Source organism: Kitasatospora herbaricolor, from assembly GCF_030813695.1.
Taxonomy (GTDB): Bacteria; Actinomycetota; Actinomycetes; order Streptomycetales; family Streptomycetaceae; genus Kitasatospora; species Kitasatospora herbaricolor.
Window position 1 is genome coordinate 5,925,785 of the sequence record NZ_JAUSVA010000002.1, and the last position, 16,110, is coordinate 5,941,894.

General features: G+C 73.2%; 7 protein-coding genes. 1 reads left to right on the forward strand and 6 read right to left on the reverse strand.

Annotated elements, in window-relative coordinates:
* Nucleotides 1-169 precede the first annotated feature (169 nt).
* The 4 genes from glgB to J2S46_RS26255 all read right to left on the reverse strand — a co-directional run bounded on the left by glgB (nt 170) and on the right by J2S46_RS26255 (nt 8,232).
* The gene (gene glgB / locus J2S46_RS26240) at nt 170-2,677 is read right to left on the reverse strand and encodes a 1,4-alpha-glucan branching enzyme (protein WP_191289539.1); all 2,508 of its coding nucleotides are present in this window, start codon (nt 2,675-2,677) and stop codon (nt 170-172) included.
* Between the two features lie 145 nt (nt 2,678-2,822).
* Entirely contained in the window at nt 2,823-4,313 is a 1,491-nt protein-coding gene (locus J2S46_RS26245) for a maltokinase N-terminal cap-like domain-containing protein (protein WP_191289540.1), read from the reverse strand.
* 236 nt (nt 4,314-4,549) lie between these two features.
* Nucleotides 4,550-6,280, reverse strand: a complete 1,731-nt coding sequence (gene treS, locus J2S46_RS26250; RefSeq protein ID WP_191289541.1) for a maltose alpha-D-glucosyltransferase — start codon at nt 6,278-6,280, stop codon at nt 4,550-4,552.
* On the reverse strand, nt 6,277-8,232 hold the full coding sequence (locus tag J2S46_RS26255; RefSeq protein ID WP_191289605.1) for an alpha-1,4-glucan--maltose-1-phosphate maltosyltransferase: 1,956 nt from the start codon (nt 8,230-8,232) through the stop codon (nt 6,277-6,279). The genes treS and J2S46_RS26255 overlap by 4 nt, the downstream gene beginning before the upstream one ends.
* Before the next feature lie 1,033 nt (nt 8,233-9,265).
* Here J2S46_RS26255 and glgP point away from each other — a divergent pair.
* On the forward strand, nt 9,266-11,959 hold the full coding sequence (gene glgP / locus J2S46_RS26260) for an alpha-glucan family phosphorylase (RefSeq protein ID WP_191289542.1): 2,694 nt from the start codon (nt 9,266-9,268) through the stop codon (nt 11,957-11,959).
* Between the two features lie 184 nt (nt 11,960-12,143).
* Here glgP and J2S46_RS26265 read toward each other — a convergent pair whose 3' ends face one another.
* A complete protein-coding gene (locus tag J2S46_RS26265) occupies nt 12,144-14,009 on the reverse strand; it encodes an ABC transporter ATP-binding protein (RefSeq protein WP_191289543.1) in 1,866 nt (621 codons plus the stop codon).
* Complete coding sequence (locus tag J2S46_RS26270; protein ID WP_191289544.1) at nt 14,006-15,946, reverse strand: ABC transporter ATP-binding protein; 1,941 nt, start codon at nt 15,944-15,946, stop codon at nt 14,006-14,008. Before J2S46_RS26270 ends, J2S46_RS26265 begins: the two co-directional genes overlap by 4 nt.
* Between the last annotated feature and the right edge of the window lie 164 nt (nt 15,947-16,110).

Below are 16,110 nucleotides of genomic sequence, written 5' to 3' on the forward strand. Positions count from 1 at the left end.
TTTAGGACGGGCGTTTGCACTCGGGTGAATTCCCGGGGCCGGGGCCGGACGCACGGCAGCACCGGGACGTCCGACGTCCCGGTGCTGCCGTCCGGTTCCGCGGCGGCGGATCCCGGGGTGTGCGGTGTGCGCCTGGCGGTGCGGGGGTGTGGTGAGGGCGGGCGCGCCGTCAGGCCGGGCGCAGCCAGACCGTCGCCAGCGGCGGCAGGACGAGCTCGGCGCTGCGGTCCTGCCCGTTCCAGGAGACCTTCTCCGCCTTCACCGGGCTGGAGTTGGCGATCCCGCTGCCGCCGTACGCCTCGGCGTCGGTGTTCAGGACCTCCTCCCAGAGCTGCTCGGAGCCGGGCAGGGTGGGCAGGCCGACCCGGTAGCCGTGCCGCACCACGGGGGAGAAGTTGCAGACGGCCACCAGCGGGGTGCCGTCGGCGGCGTACCGGACGAAGGAGAGCAGGTTGTCCTCGGCGGCGCCGCCGTCCAGCCAGCGGAAGCCGTCGGGGGTGGTGTCCTGCTCCCACAGCGCGGGCGCGTCCAGGTAGGCGCCGTTGAGGTCGCGGACCAGCTCGCGCACGCCCCGGTGGTCGGCGGCGGCCGGCCAGTCGTCGGCCAGCACCCACCACTGCGGTCCGTGCTCGTGGTCCCACTCGGCACCCTGGGCGAACTCCTGCCCCATGAAAAGCAGTTGCTTGCCGGGGTGGGCCCACATGAAGCCCAGGTAGGCGCGGTGGTTGGCGCGCTGCTGCCACCAGTCGCCGGGCATCTTGGAGACCAGCGACTGCTTGCCGTGCACCACCTCGTCGTGCGAGATCGGCAGCACGTAGTTCTCCGAGTACGCGTACACCATCGAGAAGGTGATCTCGTTGTGGTGGTACTTGCGGTGCACCGGCTCCTTGGAGATGTAGACCAGCGAGTCGTGCATCCAGCCCATGTTCCACTTCAGGCCGAAACCGAGGCCCCCGCTGTCGGTGGGGCGGGTGACGCCGTCCCAGGCGGTGGACTCCTCGGCGATGGTGATCACGCCGGGGCAGCGCCGGTAGACGGTGGCGTTCATCTCCTGCAGGAAGGCCGCGGCGTCCAGGTTCTCCCGCCCGCCGAACTGGTTCGGGGTCCAGGCGCCGCCCTCGCGGGAGTAGTCGAGGTAGAGCATCGAGGCGACGGCGTCCACCCGCAGGCCGTCGATGTGGAACTCCTCGCACCAGTACACCGCGTTGGCGACCAGGAAGTTGCGGACCTCGGTGCGGCCGTAGTCGAACTCCAGGGTGCCCCAGTCGGGGTGTTCGGCGCGCAGCGGGTCGGCCGGCTCGTAGAGCGGCTCGCCGTCGAAGCGGGCGAGCGCGAAGTCGTCCTTGGGGAAGTGCGCCGGCACCCAGTCGACGATCACGCCGATCCCGTGCCGGTGCAGGGTGTCGACCAGGTGGCGGAAGTCGTCCGGGCCGCCCAGCCGGGCGGTCGGTGCGTAGAAGCCGGAGACCTGGTAGCCCCAGGAGCCGCCGAAGGGGTGCTCCATCACCGGCATGAACTCCACGTGGGTGAAGTTCAGCTCCTTGAGGTAGCCGGGGAGCACCTCGGCGATCTCGCGGTAGCTGGTGAGGTCGGGCCGCCAGGAGGCGAGGTGCAGCTCGTAGACCGACATCGGCGCACGGTGGTGGACGGCCCGGGCGCGGCGCGCCATCCAGTCGGCGTCCTGCCAGTCGTACGAGGAGGAGGTGACGACGGAGGCGGTGCCGGGCGGGCACTGGGTGGCCCGGGCCAGCGGGTCGGCCTTGTCGAGGGTGCGGCCGTCCCGGGTGCGGATCTCGTACTTGTACTGGGTGCCCTCGGCCAGGCCGGGCACGAACAGCTCCCAGATGCCGGAGGAGCCCAGCGACCGCATCGGGTGGCCGGTGCCGTCCCAGTGGTTGAAGTCGCCGATCAGCCGGACGCCGGCCGCGTTGGGCGCCCAGACGGCGAAGGCGGTGCCGTCGACGCCGTCCACGGTGCGCAGGTGCGAGCCGAGGGCCCGCCAGAGCTGCTCGTGCCGGCCCTCGGAGATCAGGTGCAGGTCGAGCTCGCCGAGGGTCGGGCGGGCCCGGTAGCCGTCGTACTGCGGCAGCGGGCCGCCGCCGGGGTAGGTGACCAGCAGCCGGTGCTCGGCCAGGGTGGCGCGCTGCAGACCGCTGCCGGGCAGCAGGCCGGTGAACAGGCCGTTCTGCTGGTGGGTGAGTTCGGCCGGGCCCTGGCCGGTCTCCACCACCACCCGCTCGGCGAACGGGCGCAGCACCCGGATCGCGGTGCCGCCGTTGGTCGGGTGGGCGCCCAGCAGGGCGTGCGGGTCGTGGTGCGCGCCGGAGACCAGCCGGTCGACCTCGGAGGGCGGCAGCGGGGCCTCCGGCAGCCGCAGCGCGCCCGCCTGGGCGGCGTCCGCGGCGATGCCGGGCGCGACTGGCGGGCCGACGGCTTCCGCGGTGGCCGGCGTCGCGACGGCGGGCGTGGCGGCGGGAGGCGTGGTGACAGCGGGCTCGGCCGCACCGGTGCCGGGCGGAGCGGCGCTCGCGCGGCCGGTGCTCGGGGCCGGGGCGGTCCGCTCCGGCTCGGCCCGCTGGGGCACCACGGGCTCTCGCCTCGGTGAGTCCTTGCCCGCGAGGAAGGTCGCGGGTACGGCGGGGGTGGTGGTGCGGCCTGGCAGGTCGAGCGGAGTCACGACGGGGTCCTCCTGCGGGGTCGGTACGGCGGGGGGCGGATCCTGCGGACGGATGGGGCGGGCGAACGGGGCCGAGGGGGCGGGTGGGCGGGCGGAGCGGAGGAGGGAGCGGTCGGCCCGGCCGGGGACGGTCGGCCGGGCCGGGTCAGACGGTCAGGGCCAGCCGGTTGATGGCGGCGAGCGGGATGGGCAGCCAGCTGGGCCGGTGCCGCGCCTCGTACACCACCTCGTACACCGCCTTGTCGATCTCCAGCGCGCGCATCAGCTCCGGCGAGGCCGCCGGGTCGGTGCCCCCGCCGGCCGTGTACCCCGCGCAGTACGCGGTGCGGTTGCGGGCCGCCCAGGCCGCCGCCAGGTGCGCCAGCTCCGGGTCGACCGGGCCGCCGGCCAGCAGGTGCGCGGCGGCGTAGTCGAAGGAGCGCAGCATCGCGGCGACGTCCCGCAGGGCGGTCTGCGGCTCCCGGCGCTCGGCCACCGTCTTCGCGGGCTCGCCCTCGAAGTCCAGCAGCACCCAGCCCTGCGGGGTGCGCATCGCCTGGCCCAGGTGCAGGTCGCCGTGGATCCGCTGGACCGGCATGCCGTCCGGGTGGGCGTCGGCGAGCTGCTGGAAGGCGCTGCGCAGCGCGGAGCGGTAGCGCAGCAGGCCGGGGACGGCGGCGACGGCGCTGTCCAGCCGGTCGGCCATCGCGGTGGCCAGCTGTCTGGTCTGGGTGCGGTCCAGGCGCGCCACCGGCATCGAGCGGGCGAGCACCCGGTGCACCTCGGCGGTGGCCCGGCCGAGCCGGTGCGCCTCAATGGCGAAGTTGCCGGGGGAGGGGTCGCCCTTGAGCCGGCCGACCTGGTCCAGGGCCAGCTCCCAGCCGTCCTCGGCGTCCGGCAGGTAGCGCTGGAGCAGGCCGAGGGTGGCCGGCTCGGCGCGCTCCAGCCGGCTCTCGAACCAGGCGGCGACCCGCGGGATGCGGGTGGAGCCGGCCCGGGAGAGGGCGAGCGAGAGTTCGAGGTCCGGGTTGGTGCCGGGGCTGATCCGGCGGAACAGCTTGAGGATCAGCGAGGTCCCGTAGATCACCGAGCTGTTGCTCTGCTCGGCGGTGCTGGCCCGGCCCGGCAGGTTGGCGGGCAGGCCGGGGCCCGGGGTGCGGCGGAAGGACAGCGAGCCGAACCGGTCGCCGGTCGCCAGGTGCTCCAGCAGCCGGCCGGTCAGCTCCGGGTCGTGCACCGCGTCGTAGAGCACGGCGCCGTCGTACGGTCCCTGGGTGAGCCGGCCGAGCACGGCGCCCGGGCCGATCCCGGCGGGCTCCTCCGAGCGGGTGCCGAGCAGCAGTTGGTAGATGTCCCCTTGCGGGGTGCCGCCGGCCGCCCCGTGCTCGACCCGCAGCAGCAGGTGCAGCAGTGAGGGGTCGCCGACCTGCAGGGGGGTGCCGACCATCGGCGTGAGGCCGGTGATGGCGCGCCCCTTGCCGGCGTACCAGCGTTGGGTGGGGAGCCAATCGGTGATCAGCGGCAGCGCGGCCTGGATCAGCTCGCTGACTCCCAAGGCGGTTCTGCGTACCCCGGGGCTCCGCGGTCCGGCCGGCACGGCCGTGCCGGTGGGGGTGTCGCGGTGCACATGGGCTTGAGACCGGGAGGTTTCGGACATGACTCCCTTTCCCCGGAAGCGGGCCGACTGCCCGACGGGTCTGGCCGGGCCCGTCAGTCTTCCGGATTTCGGCTGCGCGGCGGCGACGGCACGCGAGCGGGGCTCGGGTGTCACGCCATAGTGTGGTGGGCCGTTGGGCTGTTCTCCGTACGCGGTGGTGCAGGCACCTCCGGGGGGCGCGGGCGCGAACTCCCGCGCGCCCCGAAGTGCTTGGGCCCTGGGGCCCAGAGGGACCGTTACTGCAGACCCGTGGGGCGGGCCCCGTCGGGGCGGGGCGGCTTGCGGAGCTGGAACCAGTAGAAGCCGTGCCCCGCGAGGGTGAGCAGGTACGGCCACTCGCCGATCGAGGGGAAGCGCACCCCGCCGATCAGTTCGACCGGGTACCGGCCTCCGTACCGTCGCAGGTCCAGTTCGGTCGGCTGCGCGAACCGCGAGAAGTTGTTCACGCACATGACCAGGTCACCCTCGTACTCGCGCACGAAGGCCAGCACCGCGGGATTGCTGGACGGGAGCTCGGTGTAGGTGCCGAGGCCGAACGCGGGGTTGAGCTTGCGGATCTCGATCATGCGACGCGTCCAGTGCAGCAGAGAACTCGAACTGCTCTGCTGCGCTTCGACGTTGGTCACCTGATAGCCGTACACCGGGTCCATGATGGGCGGCAGACTGAGCCTGCCCGGGTCGGCGGAGGAGAAACCCGCGTTGCGGTCGGGCGTCCATTGCATCGGGGTGCGCACGCCGTCCCGGTCGCCCAGCCAGATGTTGTCGCCCATGCCGATCTCGTCCCCGTAGTACAGCACCGGGGAGCCGGGGAGCGACAGCAGCAGGGCCGTGAACAGCTCGATCTGGTTGCGGTCGTTCTCCAGCAGCGGCGCCAGGCGCCGGCGGATGCCCACGTTGGCGCGCATCCGCGGGTCCTTGGCGTACTCCGCGTACATGTAGTCGCGCTCCTCGTCGGTGACCATCTCCAGGGTCAGCTCGTCGTGGTTGCGCAGGAAGATGCCCCACTGGCAGCCGCCGGGGATGGTCGGCGTCTTGGCGAGGATCTCCGAGACCGGGTAGCGGGACTCCCGTCGCACGGCCATGAAGATCCGCGGCATCACCGGGAAGTGGAACGCCATGTGGCACTCGTCGCCGCCGGAGCCGAAGTCGCCGAAGTAGTCGACCACGTCCTCCGGCCACTGGTTGGCCTCGGCGAGCAGCACGGTGTCCGGGTAGTCCGCGTCGATCTCCTTGCGGACCCGGGCGAGGAACTCGTGGGTCTCCGGGAGGTTCTCGCAGTTGGTGCCCTCCCTGGCGAACAGGTACGGCACCGCGTCCAGCCGGAACCCGTCGATCCCGAGGTCCAGCCAGAACCGGAGCCCGGCGATCATCTCCTCCTGGACCCGGGGGTTGTCGTAGTTGAGGTCCGGCTGGTGGGAGAAGAACCGGTGCCAGAAGTACTGCTTGCGCACCGGGTCGTACGTCCAGTTGGAGGTCTCGGTGTCGACGAAGATGATCCGGGCGTCCGGGTACTGCTTGTCGTCGTCGGCCCACATGTAGAAGTCGCCGTACGGGCCGTCCGGGTCCTCCCGGGAGGCCTGGAACCACGGGTGCTGGTCGCTGGTGTGGTTCATCACGAAGTCGATGATCACGCGCATGCCGCGGGCGTGCGCGGCGTCCACGAACACCATGAAGTCGGCCAGGTCGCCGAACTCCGGGAGCACCGACTTGTAGTCGGCCACGTCGTAGCCGCCGTCGCGCAGCGGGGAGGCGAAGAAGGGCGGCAGCCAGAGGCAGTCCACACCGAGCCACTGCAGGTAGTCGAGTTTGGACGTGAGCCCCTGGAGGTCGCCGACGCCGTCTCCGTTGCTGTCCTGGAAGGACCGCACCAGGACCTCGTAGAAGACCGCACGTTTGAACCACTCCGGGTCCAGGTCCTTCTTCGAGGTCTCGGCGAAGGTGTCGGGGACGGGCTCGTTCACTGTCACGCTGGGTTCCTCCGAACCGTGAGGAGGTGGGCCGGCTCCGCGGAGGGGTCGAGCCGGACGTAGTTGTGCCGGCCCCAGCTGAAGGCGGCGCCGGTGAGCTCGTCGTGCACGGTGTACGGGCCGTCGCCTTCGAGGGTGACGGTGGCCTCCTGGACGTGGTGCGGGTCCAGGTTGACCACGGTGATCACGCGGTCGGTGAGGCCGTCCTCGGTGCTGGCGCTCTTGGAGTACGCCAGCACCTGCTCGTTGTCCGTCGGGTGGAACCGCAGGTCGCGCAGCTGCTGGAGGGCCGGGTGCCGCCGGCGGAGCCGGTTCAGCACGGTCAGCAGCGGGGCGAGGGTGTCGGCGCGGGTCCAGTCCCGCGGGCGCAGCTCGTACTTCTCCGAGTGCAGGTACTCCTCGGAGCCCGGCTCGGCCGGCTCGTTCTCGAACAGCTCGAAGCCCGCGTACACGCCGTAGCTGGGGGACAGCGTGGCGGCCAGGACCGCCCGGACGGCGAAGGCGGCCCGGCCGCCGGTCTGCAGGTGCTCGGGCAGGATGTCCGGGGTGTTCGCGAAGAAGTTGGGCCGCATGTAGGCGGCCGGCTCCCCGGACAGCTCGGTGAGGTACTCGGTCAGCTCCTGCTTGGTGGTGCGCCAGGTGAAGTAGGTGTACGACTGGTGGAACCCGATCTTCCCCAGGGTGTGCATCATGGCCGGCCTGGTGAACGCTTCGGCGAGGAAGATCACGTCGGGGTCGGTGCGGGCGATCTCGCCGAGCACCTTCTCCCAGAACACCACCGGCTTGGTGTGCGGGTTGTCGACCCGGAAGATCCGCACCCCGTGGCCCATCCAGAACCGCAGCAGGCGCAGGGTCTCCTTGACGATGCCGTCGAAGTCCTGGTCGAAGTTGACGGGGTAGATGTCCTGGTACTTCTTCGGGGGGTTCTCGGCGTACGCGATGGTGCCGTCGACGCGGTGGCTGAACCACTCCGGGTGCTTGTTCACCCAGGGGTGGTCGGGGGAGCACTGGAGGGCGAAGTCCAGCGCCACCTCCAGGTGCAGGGCGGTGGCCTCGGCGACGAAGTGGTCGAAGTCCTCGATGGTGCCGAGGTCCGGGTGGACGGCGTCGTGGCCGCCCTCCGGCGAGCCGATCGCCCAGGGGGAGCCGACGTCGTGCCGGCCGGCCGTCAGGGTGTTGTCCGGGCCCTTGCGGAAGGCCCGGCCGATCGGGTGCACGGGGGGCAGGTAGACCACGTCGAAGCCCATCGCGGCCACCGCCGGCAGGCGCTCGGCGGCGGTGCGCAGGGTGCCGGAGCGCGGTGGTTCGACGCCCGACGGGTCCACCACGGCGCCCTCGGAGCGGGGGAAGAACTCGTACCAGGAGCCGAACAGGGCCCGCTCCCGGTCGACCTGCAGCGGCATCGGGCGGGTCGAGCTGACCAGCTCGCGCAGCGGGTGACGGGCCAGCAGCTCGGTCACCTCGGGGACCAGCGCGGCCGCCAGCCGGGACAGCGGGGGCAGGCCCGGGTCGCGCAGCGCGTCCACGGCCGCCAGGACGTGCGAGCGGCCCTCCTTCTTCGGCACGCCCGCGGCGGCGCGCTCCAGCAGTTGCGCGCCCTCCTCCAGGACCAGCGCGGTGTCGATGCCGGCCGGCAGCTTCACGGCGGCGGCCTTGCGCCAGGTGGCCACCGGGTCGCTCCAGGCCTCCACCAGGTAGGACCAGCGGCCCGGGGCGGTCGGCGTCACGCCGGCGCCCCAGCGGTCGGTGCCGGGGGCCAGCTCCCGCATCGGCGTCCAGGGGCCGCTGCGGCCGCGCGGGTCGCGCAGCACCACGTTGGCGTTGACCGCGTCGTGGCCCTCGCGGAACACGGTCGCGGTGACCTCGAAGGCCTCGCCGACCACCGCCTTGGCGGGCCGGCGGCCGGCGTCGACGAGGGGGCTGACGTCCAGGACGGGGATGCGGCCGATCACGGTGTCGCTCTCTGTCGTCTTACGGGCGGAGGTTTTCCGGGTGGTGGTCTTCCGGGGCGTGCTCGCGCTCGGCGCGGTGCTCCGGGCGGCCGCCCCGGTGGTGGTCCGCGCCGCCGCCCCGGCCGGGCGGGCCGCCGTGGCCTGGCCGGCCTGGCCGTCCGCCGAACGGGTGGCGCGTTTGCGCGGGGCCGCGGGCCGGGCGTCGTCGGCCACGGGTTCTCGGCCGCCGGCCGCCCGCTGGGGCCGGGGTGCCGCGGCGGCCCGCGGTTTGGGCATCGCCGCGTCCGACGGGCCGTCGGATTCCGCCCGTTCGGCGGATTCCGCGAGCGCCGCGTCGAGTGTGTCGGCCACCGGTGTGGACTGGTCCCGCGTGTCGCCGTGCATGCCAAACTCCTGCCCGAGATCGGCGGCAGCTCCCGCCGGCCGGTCCGGGGCCAGGGGAGTACCGGGAGAACTGCTGGGTGGGGGGAGGTCGTGCCGCGCCCGGAGCCTGCCCATGTCGCCGCACCCGGCAACCTGCCCGACTCCGGTCATGCCTGCGGCCGCGAGTCCGAGAGCCCGCGCGCGTCCCGGCGCGCGCCTCTCCGGGCGCGCCCCAGTGCGACCCAACCCACCCGTGAACGAGCGGAGGCAGCACGAGGACACGCAACGGAAACGCGGCTAGGGCCGAATGGGCTAAGGAAGGTGAGGGTTTGTCGAAGCGGAAGGATTCGGGCGTGCGGCAGTCGGGGGGCGCCACCCGTCGCCGCACACCCCGCAGCATCAACGACCTTTGTTCATAGTGACACCGCCGACAAGACCTACGCAGCGGTAGTGCGACACTTTCGGACTACCCGAGGGGTATATCGGCCAGCGGAAATCAGGCTGTTCCACACTGTTCACGCATTGGTGGTGCGGGACTTGGAAAAGTGCGCCCCGCGCGCCCCCCGCGCAGCCCAATGCGCTGAATGCGATCTCATCAATAGGCCGAACGGATCACCAATACGTCAGGTGACACACCATCAGGGCCAATGACGGGTCTACGCTTCACGCCGTGAAGGCAATCCGCAGATTCACCGTCCGCACCGTCCTGCCCGAACAACTCCAGCCGTTGCACGAGCTCGCGCTCAATCTGCGCTGGTCATGGCACTCGGAGACCAGAGACCTCTTCCGCTCCGTCGACCCCGAGGTCTGGGCCGCCACCGGGGAGGACCCGGTGCGCCTGCTCGGCGAGGTGCCGGCCGCCCGGCTCGCCGCCCTCGCCGCGGACCGGCGCTTCCTGCGCAGGCTCGGCGACCAGGCCGACGACCTGCGCGAATACCTGTCGGGCCCGCGCTGGTACCAGTCCGCCGAGGACGGCGCCGCGCTGCCCGCCGCGGTCGCCTACTTCTCCCCGGAGTACGGCATCGCCGCCGCGCTGCCCCAGTACTCCGGCGGCCTCGGCATCCTGGCCGGCGACCACCTCAAGTCCGCCAGCGACCTCGGCGTGCCGCTGATCGGCGTCGGCCTCTTCTACCGGCACGGCTACTTCCGCCAGTCGCTCAGCCGCGACGGCTGGCAGCAGGAGCGCTACCCCCTGCTCGACCCCGACGAACTCGCCGTCAGCCTGCTCCGCGAGGCGGACGGCAGCCCGGTACGGATCGACCTCGCCCTGCCCGCCGGCCGCACCCTGGCCGCGCACATCTGGAAGGCCCAGGTCGGGCGGGTCCCGCTGCTGCTGCTCGACTCCGACATCGAGGCGAACTCGCCCGCCGAGCGCGATGTGACGGACCGCCTCTACGGCGGCGGCAGCGAGCACCGCCTGCTCCAGGAGATGCTGCTGGGCATCGGCGGCGTCCGCGCCGTCCGCACGTACTGCCGCCTCACCGGCCACGCGGCGCCCGAGGTCTTCCACACCAACGAGGGCCACGCCGGCTTCCTCGGGGTGGAACGGATCAGGGAACTGGTCACCGCCGCGGAGAAGGGCGAGGAGGGCGCGCAGGGCCTGGACTTCGCCGCGGCCCTGGAGGCCGTCCGGGCCGGCACCCTGTTCACCACCCACACGCCCGTACCGGCCGGCATCGACCGATTCGACCGCGAGCTGGTCGCCCGCCACTTCACCGGCGACGCGGCGCTGGCCGGCGTCCCGGTGGAGCAGGTGCTGGCGCTCGGCGCCGAGACCTGGCGGGGCGGCGACCCCAAGCTGTTCAACATGGCCGCCATGGGCCTGCGGCTCGCGCAGCGCGCCAACGGCGTCTCCACCCTGCACGGCGAGGTCAGCCGGTCGATGTTCAACGGCCTCTGGCCGGGCTTCGACGCCGCGGAGGTGCCGATCGCCTCGGTCACCAACGGCGTGCACGCACCGACCTGGATCGACCCGGCGGTGGTGCGGCTCGGCGCCGCCGAGATCGGCACCGAACGCGCCGAGGACGCCATGACCACCGGCGAGACCAAGCGCTGGACGGGTCTGGAGCGGATCGGCAACAGCGAGATCTGGGAGCTGCGGCGCGCCCTGCGGGCCCAGCTGGTCGACGAGGCCCGGAGCAGGGTCCGCACCTCCTGGCGCCAGCGCGGCGCCGGCGACGCGGAGCTCGGCTGGGTCGGCGCGGTGCTCGACCCGGACGTGCTCACCATCGGCTTCGCCCGCCGGGTGCCCTCGTACAAGCGGCTCACCCTGATGCTGCGCGACCAGGAGCGGCTGCGCGCCCTGCTGCTGCACCCGACCCGGCCGGTGCAGATCGTGGTGGCCGGCAAGGCGCACCCGGCCGACGAAGGCGGCAAGCGGCTGATCCAGCAGATGGTCGCCTTCGCCGACGACCCGGCGGTCCGCCACCGGATCGTCTTCCTGCCCGACTACGACATGGCGATGGCCCAGCGGCTCTACCCGGGCTGCGACGTCTGGCTGAACAACCCGCTGCGGCCGCTGGAGGCCTGCGGGACGTCCGGGATGAAGGCGGCCCTCAACGGCTGCCTGAACCTGTCCGTCCTGGACGGCTGGTGGGACGAGTGGTACGACGGCCAGAACGGCTGGGCGATCCCCACCGCCGACGGCGTCGGCAGCGTGCTGGACCCGGAGAGCGCCGAGGCCGAGCGCCGCGACGACATCGAGTCCGCCGCCCTGTACGACCTGATCGAGCACCAGGTGGCGGCGCGCTTCTACGACCGGGGCGCGGACGGGCTGCCGCACCGCTGGATCGCGATGGTCCGGCACACCCTGGTCACCCTCGGGCCCAAGGTGCTGGCCGGCCGGATGGTCCGGGAGTACGTGGAGCGGCTCTACACGCCGGCCGCGCTGGCCCAGCGCGAGCTGGCCGCCCCCGCGCCGGGCGGCACCGGCCACGCCGGGGCCCGGGCGCTCGCCGACTGGAAGGCCAAGGTCCGCCAGGCCTGGCCGGCCGTCCGGGTGGAGCACGTCGAGGCCGAGTGCCCGGACGAGGCGCAGGAGCTGGGCAGCGCGCTGTCGCTGCGGGTGCAGGTCTCGCTCGGCCCGCTGGAGCCGGCCGACGTGGAGGTGCAGGTGGTCTCCGGCCGGGTGGACGAGCGGGACGGCATCTCGGACGCCGCCCTGCTCGCGCTCAAGCCGGCCGGCGGCCCCGACCTCGACGGCCGGACGCGTTACGAGGGCCAGCTGGAGCTCAGCCGGACCGGTCCCTTCGGCTACACCGTCCGGGTGCTGCCGGCCCACCCGCTGCTGGCCTCCCCGGCCGAGCTGGGCCTGGTGGCGCTGCCGGCGGAGTCGGCCGGGATGGACACCGGCCTGCTGCGCTGACCGCACCGCAGGGCCGAACGACCGCAGGGCCGAACGACCGCGGGACAGAAACACCGCAGGACAGAAACACCGGAGGACAGAAACACCGGAGGGCGCCGGGCCCGTGCACAGGGCCCGGCGCCCTCCGGCGTGTCCGGGGCGGCCCGGCCGGGGCGGTGGCCGGCCGGCCCGCGGCGGGCCCGGCTCAGACCAGGCTGGCCCGCCAGGCCTGGTGCAGGTCGGCGAACCGGCCCGTGCCGCCGATCAGCTCGGCGGGGGTGCCGTCCTCGACGATCCGGCCCTGCTCCATCACCAGCACCCGGTCGGCGATCTCCACGGTGGAGAGCCGGTGGGCGATGATCACGGCCGTCCGGCCGGCCAGCACCGTCCGCATGGCGCGCTGCACGGCCTGTTCGCCGGGCACGTCCAGCGAGGAGGTCGCCTCGTCCAGGATCAGCACCGCCGGGTCGGCCAGCAGCGCCCGGGCGAAGGCGACCAGCTGCCGCTGGCCGGCCGAGATCCGGCCGCCGCGCTTGCGCACGTCGGTGTCGAAGCCCTCAGGCAGGGCGGCCACGAACTCGTACGCGCCGATCGCGCGGGCCGCCTGCTCGACCTCCTCGCGGGTGGCGCCCGGCTTGCCGATGGCGATGTTCTCGGCGACCGTCCCGGAGAACAGGAAGGACTCCTGGGTCACCATCACCACCCCGCGCCGCAGGTCGGCGGTGGAGAGGTCGCGCAGGTCGACGCCGTCCAGGGTGATCCGGCCCTCGGTCGGGTCGTAGAACCGGGCGAGCAGCTTGGCCAGCGTCGACTTGCCCGCGCCGGTGGCGCCGACCACGGCGGTGGTCCGCCCGGCGGGCAGCACCAGGTCGAACGGCGGCAGCACCTCCTTGCCGGTCCGGTAGGCGAACCGGGTGCCCTGGAAGGCCACCTCCCTTCCGGTGCCCGTGCCGGCCGGCAGGGTCACCGGCGTGGCCGGCTCGGCGACGGTCGGCTCGTGGGCGAGCAGACCGGCGATCTTCTCCAGGGCGGCGGCCGCCGACTGGTAGCTGTTCAGGAACATCGCCAGCTGGTCGATCGGGTCGTACAGCCGGCGCAGGTACAGCACGAAGCCGGTGAGCACGCCGAGCTCCAGGCTGCCGTCGGTGACCAGGAAGGCGCCCAGCACCACGACGCCGGTGACCCAGACGTTGGCGGTGGTCCTGGACAGGCCGACGAAGCGGGCCAGCTCGCGGAACCCCTCCGCCTGGGCGGTCGCCGACCGGCGGTTGAGCACGCCGAACGCCGCCTCGTTGGCGGCTTCCCGGCGGAAGGCCTGGACCGGGCGGATGCCGTTCATGGTCTCGGTGAACTTCACGATCAGGGTGGCCGTCGCGGTGCGCGAACGCCGGTAGACCCGCAGCGAGCGGCGCCGGAAGGACCGCGTGATCAGGTACAGCGGCAGGAAGGAGACCAGCGAGACCAGGCCGAGGCGCCAGTCCATCACCAGCAGCAGCACCGAGATGTAGAACACCGACAGGAAGACCGTCAGCAGCTCCTGCAGGCCCTCCGAGAGCAGCTCGCGCAGGGCGTCCACGTCGCTGGTGGCCCGGGAGGTGATCCGCCCCGAGGTGTAGCGCTCGTGGAAGTCCAGGCTGAGCCGCTGGGCGTGCCGGAAGATCCGGCCGCGCAGCTCCAGCAGGATGTCCTGGTTGATCCGGGCACTCATCCGGATGAAGGCGCGCTGCAGCACGGTGCTCAGCGCGGCGCAGCCCAGGTACGCGCCGATCACGGCGATCAGCGGGCCGCTGTCGTGGTCGCGCAGCGCCGGGACGGCCCGGTCCATGGTGATGGCCACCAGCAGCGGGCCGGCCTGCAGGGCGGCCTGCTGGACCAGGATGACCAGCATGGCCCGGGCGATCCTGCCCCGGTGCGGGCCGAGCAGCGCGGCCAGCAGGGTGCGGGCCGCGCCGGGCGGGACGGGGATGTCCTCGTCGTCGGAGGGCGGCGCGAGCAGCTCGGCCTCGGGCGGGTCCGGTTGCTCCTCGGGGCCCCGGGCCTCCTTCGTCGGCCGGACGGTGGTGGTGCTCATCGGGCGGGGCTTCCTTCCAGCACGGGGGCGGCCTCGCCCGACATGAGTTCGCGGTAGACGGCGGAGGACTGCAGCAGCTCCTGGTGGGTGCCGACGGCGGCGATCCGGCCGTCGGCCAGCACGGCCACCCGGTCGGCCAGCAGGACGGTGCTCGGGCGGTGCGCCACCACCAGCGCGGTGGTGGAGCCGAGCACCTCGCGCAGGGCCTGCTCGACCAGCGCCTCGGTGTGCACGTCCAGCGCGGACAGCGGGTCGTCCAGCACCAGGAAGGCGGGGTCGCCGACCACGGCCCGGGCCAGGGCCAGCCGCTGCCGCTGACCGCCCGACAGGCTCAGGCCCTGCTCGCCGACCTGGGTCCCGGTGCCGGCCGGGAGCCGCTCCACGAAGTCGGCCTGGGCGGTGTCGAGGGCCCGGCGCAGCTGCTCGTCGGAGGCGTCGGGGGCGCCCATCAGGACGTTCTCCCCGACCGAGGCGGAGAACAGGGTGGGCTCCTCGAAGGCCACCGAGACCAGCTCGCGCAGCCGTGCCCGGGGGATCTCCCGGATGTCCCGGCCGTCCAGGGTGATGGTGCCGCCGGTCGCCTCGTAGAGGCGGGGCAGCAGCGCGGTCAGCGTGGTCTTGCCGCTGCCGGTGGCGCCGACCAGTGCCATCGTCTCGCCGCGGCGGACGTGCAGGTCGATCCCGCGGAGCAGGTCGGGGGTGTCGTCGGGGGCGTCGGGGTAGCGGAACCGGACGCCGGTGAGCCGGATGCCCTCGTCCGTGGCGCCGGCGGCCGTGGCCTCGGCGGTGGACGTCTCGGTGGCCGTGCCGGTGGTCGTGGCGCCGGCGGCCGTGGTCCGGTCGCCGCCGTCCTCCGGCTCGTCCAGCACCTCGAAGTAGCGGTCGGTGGCGGTCGCCGCCTCGTTGGCGTACGCGAGCAGCCAGCCGAGCGACTCGACCGGCCAGCGCAGGGCGAGCGCGGTGGACAGGAAGGCCACCAGGGTGCCGGTGGTCAGTTCGTCCTGGGCGACCAGGTAGGCGCCGACGGCCAGCGCGCAGCCGAGCGCCAGCTCCGGCAGGCCGACGATGACGGCCCACAGGTTGGCCAGCAGGCCGGCCTTGTGCAGTTCGGTCTCGCGCAGCTCGTGGGTCTGGCTGCGGAAGCGCTCGGCCATCGTCCGGTGCCGGCCGAAGGCCTTGAGGATCCGGATGCCGAGGACGGACTCCTCGATCACGGTGGCGAGGTCGCCGGTCTGGTCCTGGGCGCGGCGGGCCGCCAGCGAGTAGCCGGACTCGAAGTGCCTCGTCAGCACGATCAGCGGCAGTGCGGGCAGCAGGGTGATCAGGGCCAGCCGCCAGTCCAGCACGAACATCACGGCCGTGCCGGCGGCGAACATCAGCGAGTTGACCACCAGGAAGACCAGCGGGAAGGCCAGGAACAGTCGCATGGTGAACATGTCGGAGGTGGCCCGGGAGAGCAGCTGGCCGGAGGCCCAGCGGTCGTGGAAGGAGACCGGGAGCCGCTGGAGCTTGGCGTAGAGGTCGCCGCGCATGGCGGTCTCCAGCCCGGCCAGCGGGCCGGCCAGGACCACCCGTCTGGTGTAGAAGAGGCCGGCCTCGATCAGGCCGAGCAGCAGCAGCGCGCCGGCGAGCGGCCAGAGCGCGGAGAGGTCGTGACGGGCGATCGGGCCGTCCACGATCCGGCCGAGCACCAGCGGCACGACGAGCACGCTGAGCATGGCGACGAGCGCCGCGGAGATCGAGGCGGCCAGCCGCCAGCGGATCACCCGGGCGTAGGGCCACAGGCGCAGCAGGGACCGGACCGTCGACCGGTGTGCGGGCGCGGTTGCGGGGGTGCTGCGGGGAGGTCGCCCGGACCGCGGGGTGGGTGGGTCCGGGTCCTCCTGCTCCGGTCGGGGTGGCGACTGCGGCAGCGTGGACTCTTGGTTCTCGGCCATCGTGGTGAGGGTAAGTCGGTGCACGGTCATTTCTCACCAGGTTTTTTGCCCCTGTCGGCGAGAACCGGCCACCCGGCGGGGGCCCGGCGGCGGCGGGAACCGGCCACCGGGCGGGCCGTTCCCGGTCGTGGACGGCCGGGGCGGACGCCCGTCCCTGCCGACCG

Excerpts from the sequence above, each read along its gene's own strand:
- J2S46_RS26245 (WP_191289540.1), bottom strand. The coding sequence starts at position 4,313 with ATGTCCGAAACCTCCCGGTCTCAAGCCCATGTGCACCGCGACACCCCC.
- J2S46_RS26265 (WP_191289543.1), bottom strand. The coding sequence starts at position 14,009 with ATGAGCACCACCACCGTCCGGCCGACGAAGGAGGCCCGGGGCCCCGAG.
- J2S46_RS26270 (WP_191289544.1), bottom strand. The coding sequence starts at position 15,946 with ATGGCCGAGAACCAAGAGTCCACGCTGCCGCAGTCGCCACCCCGACCG.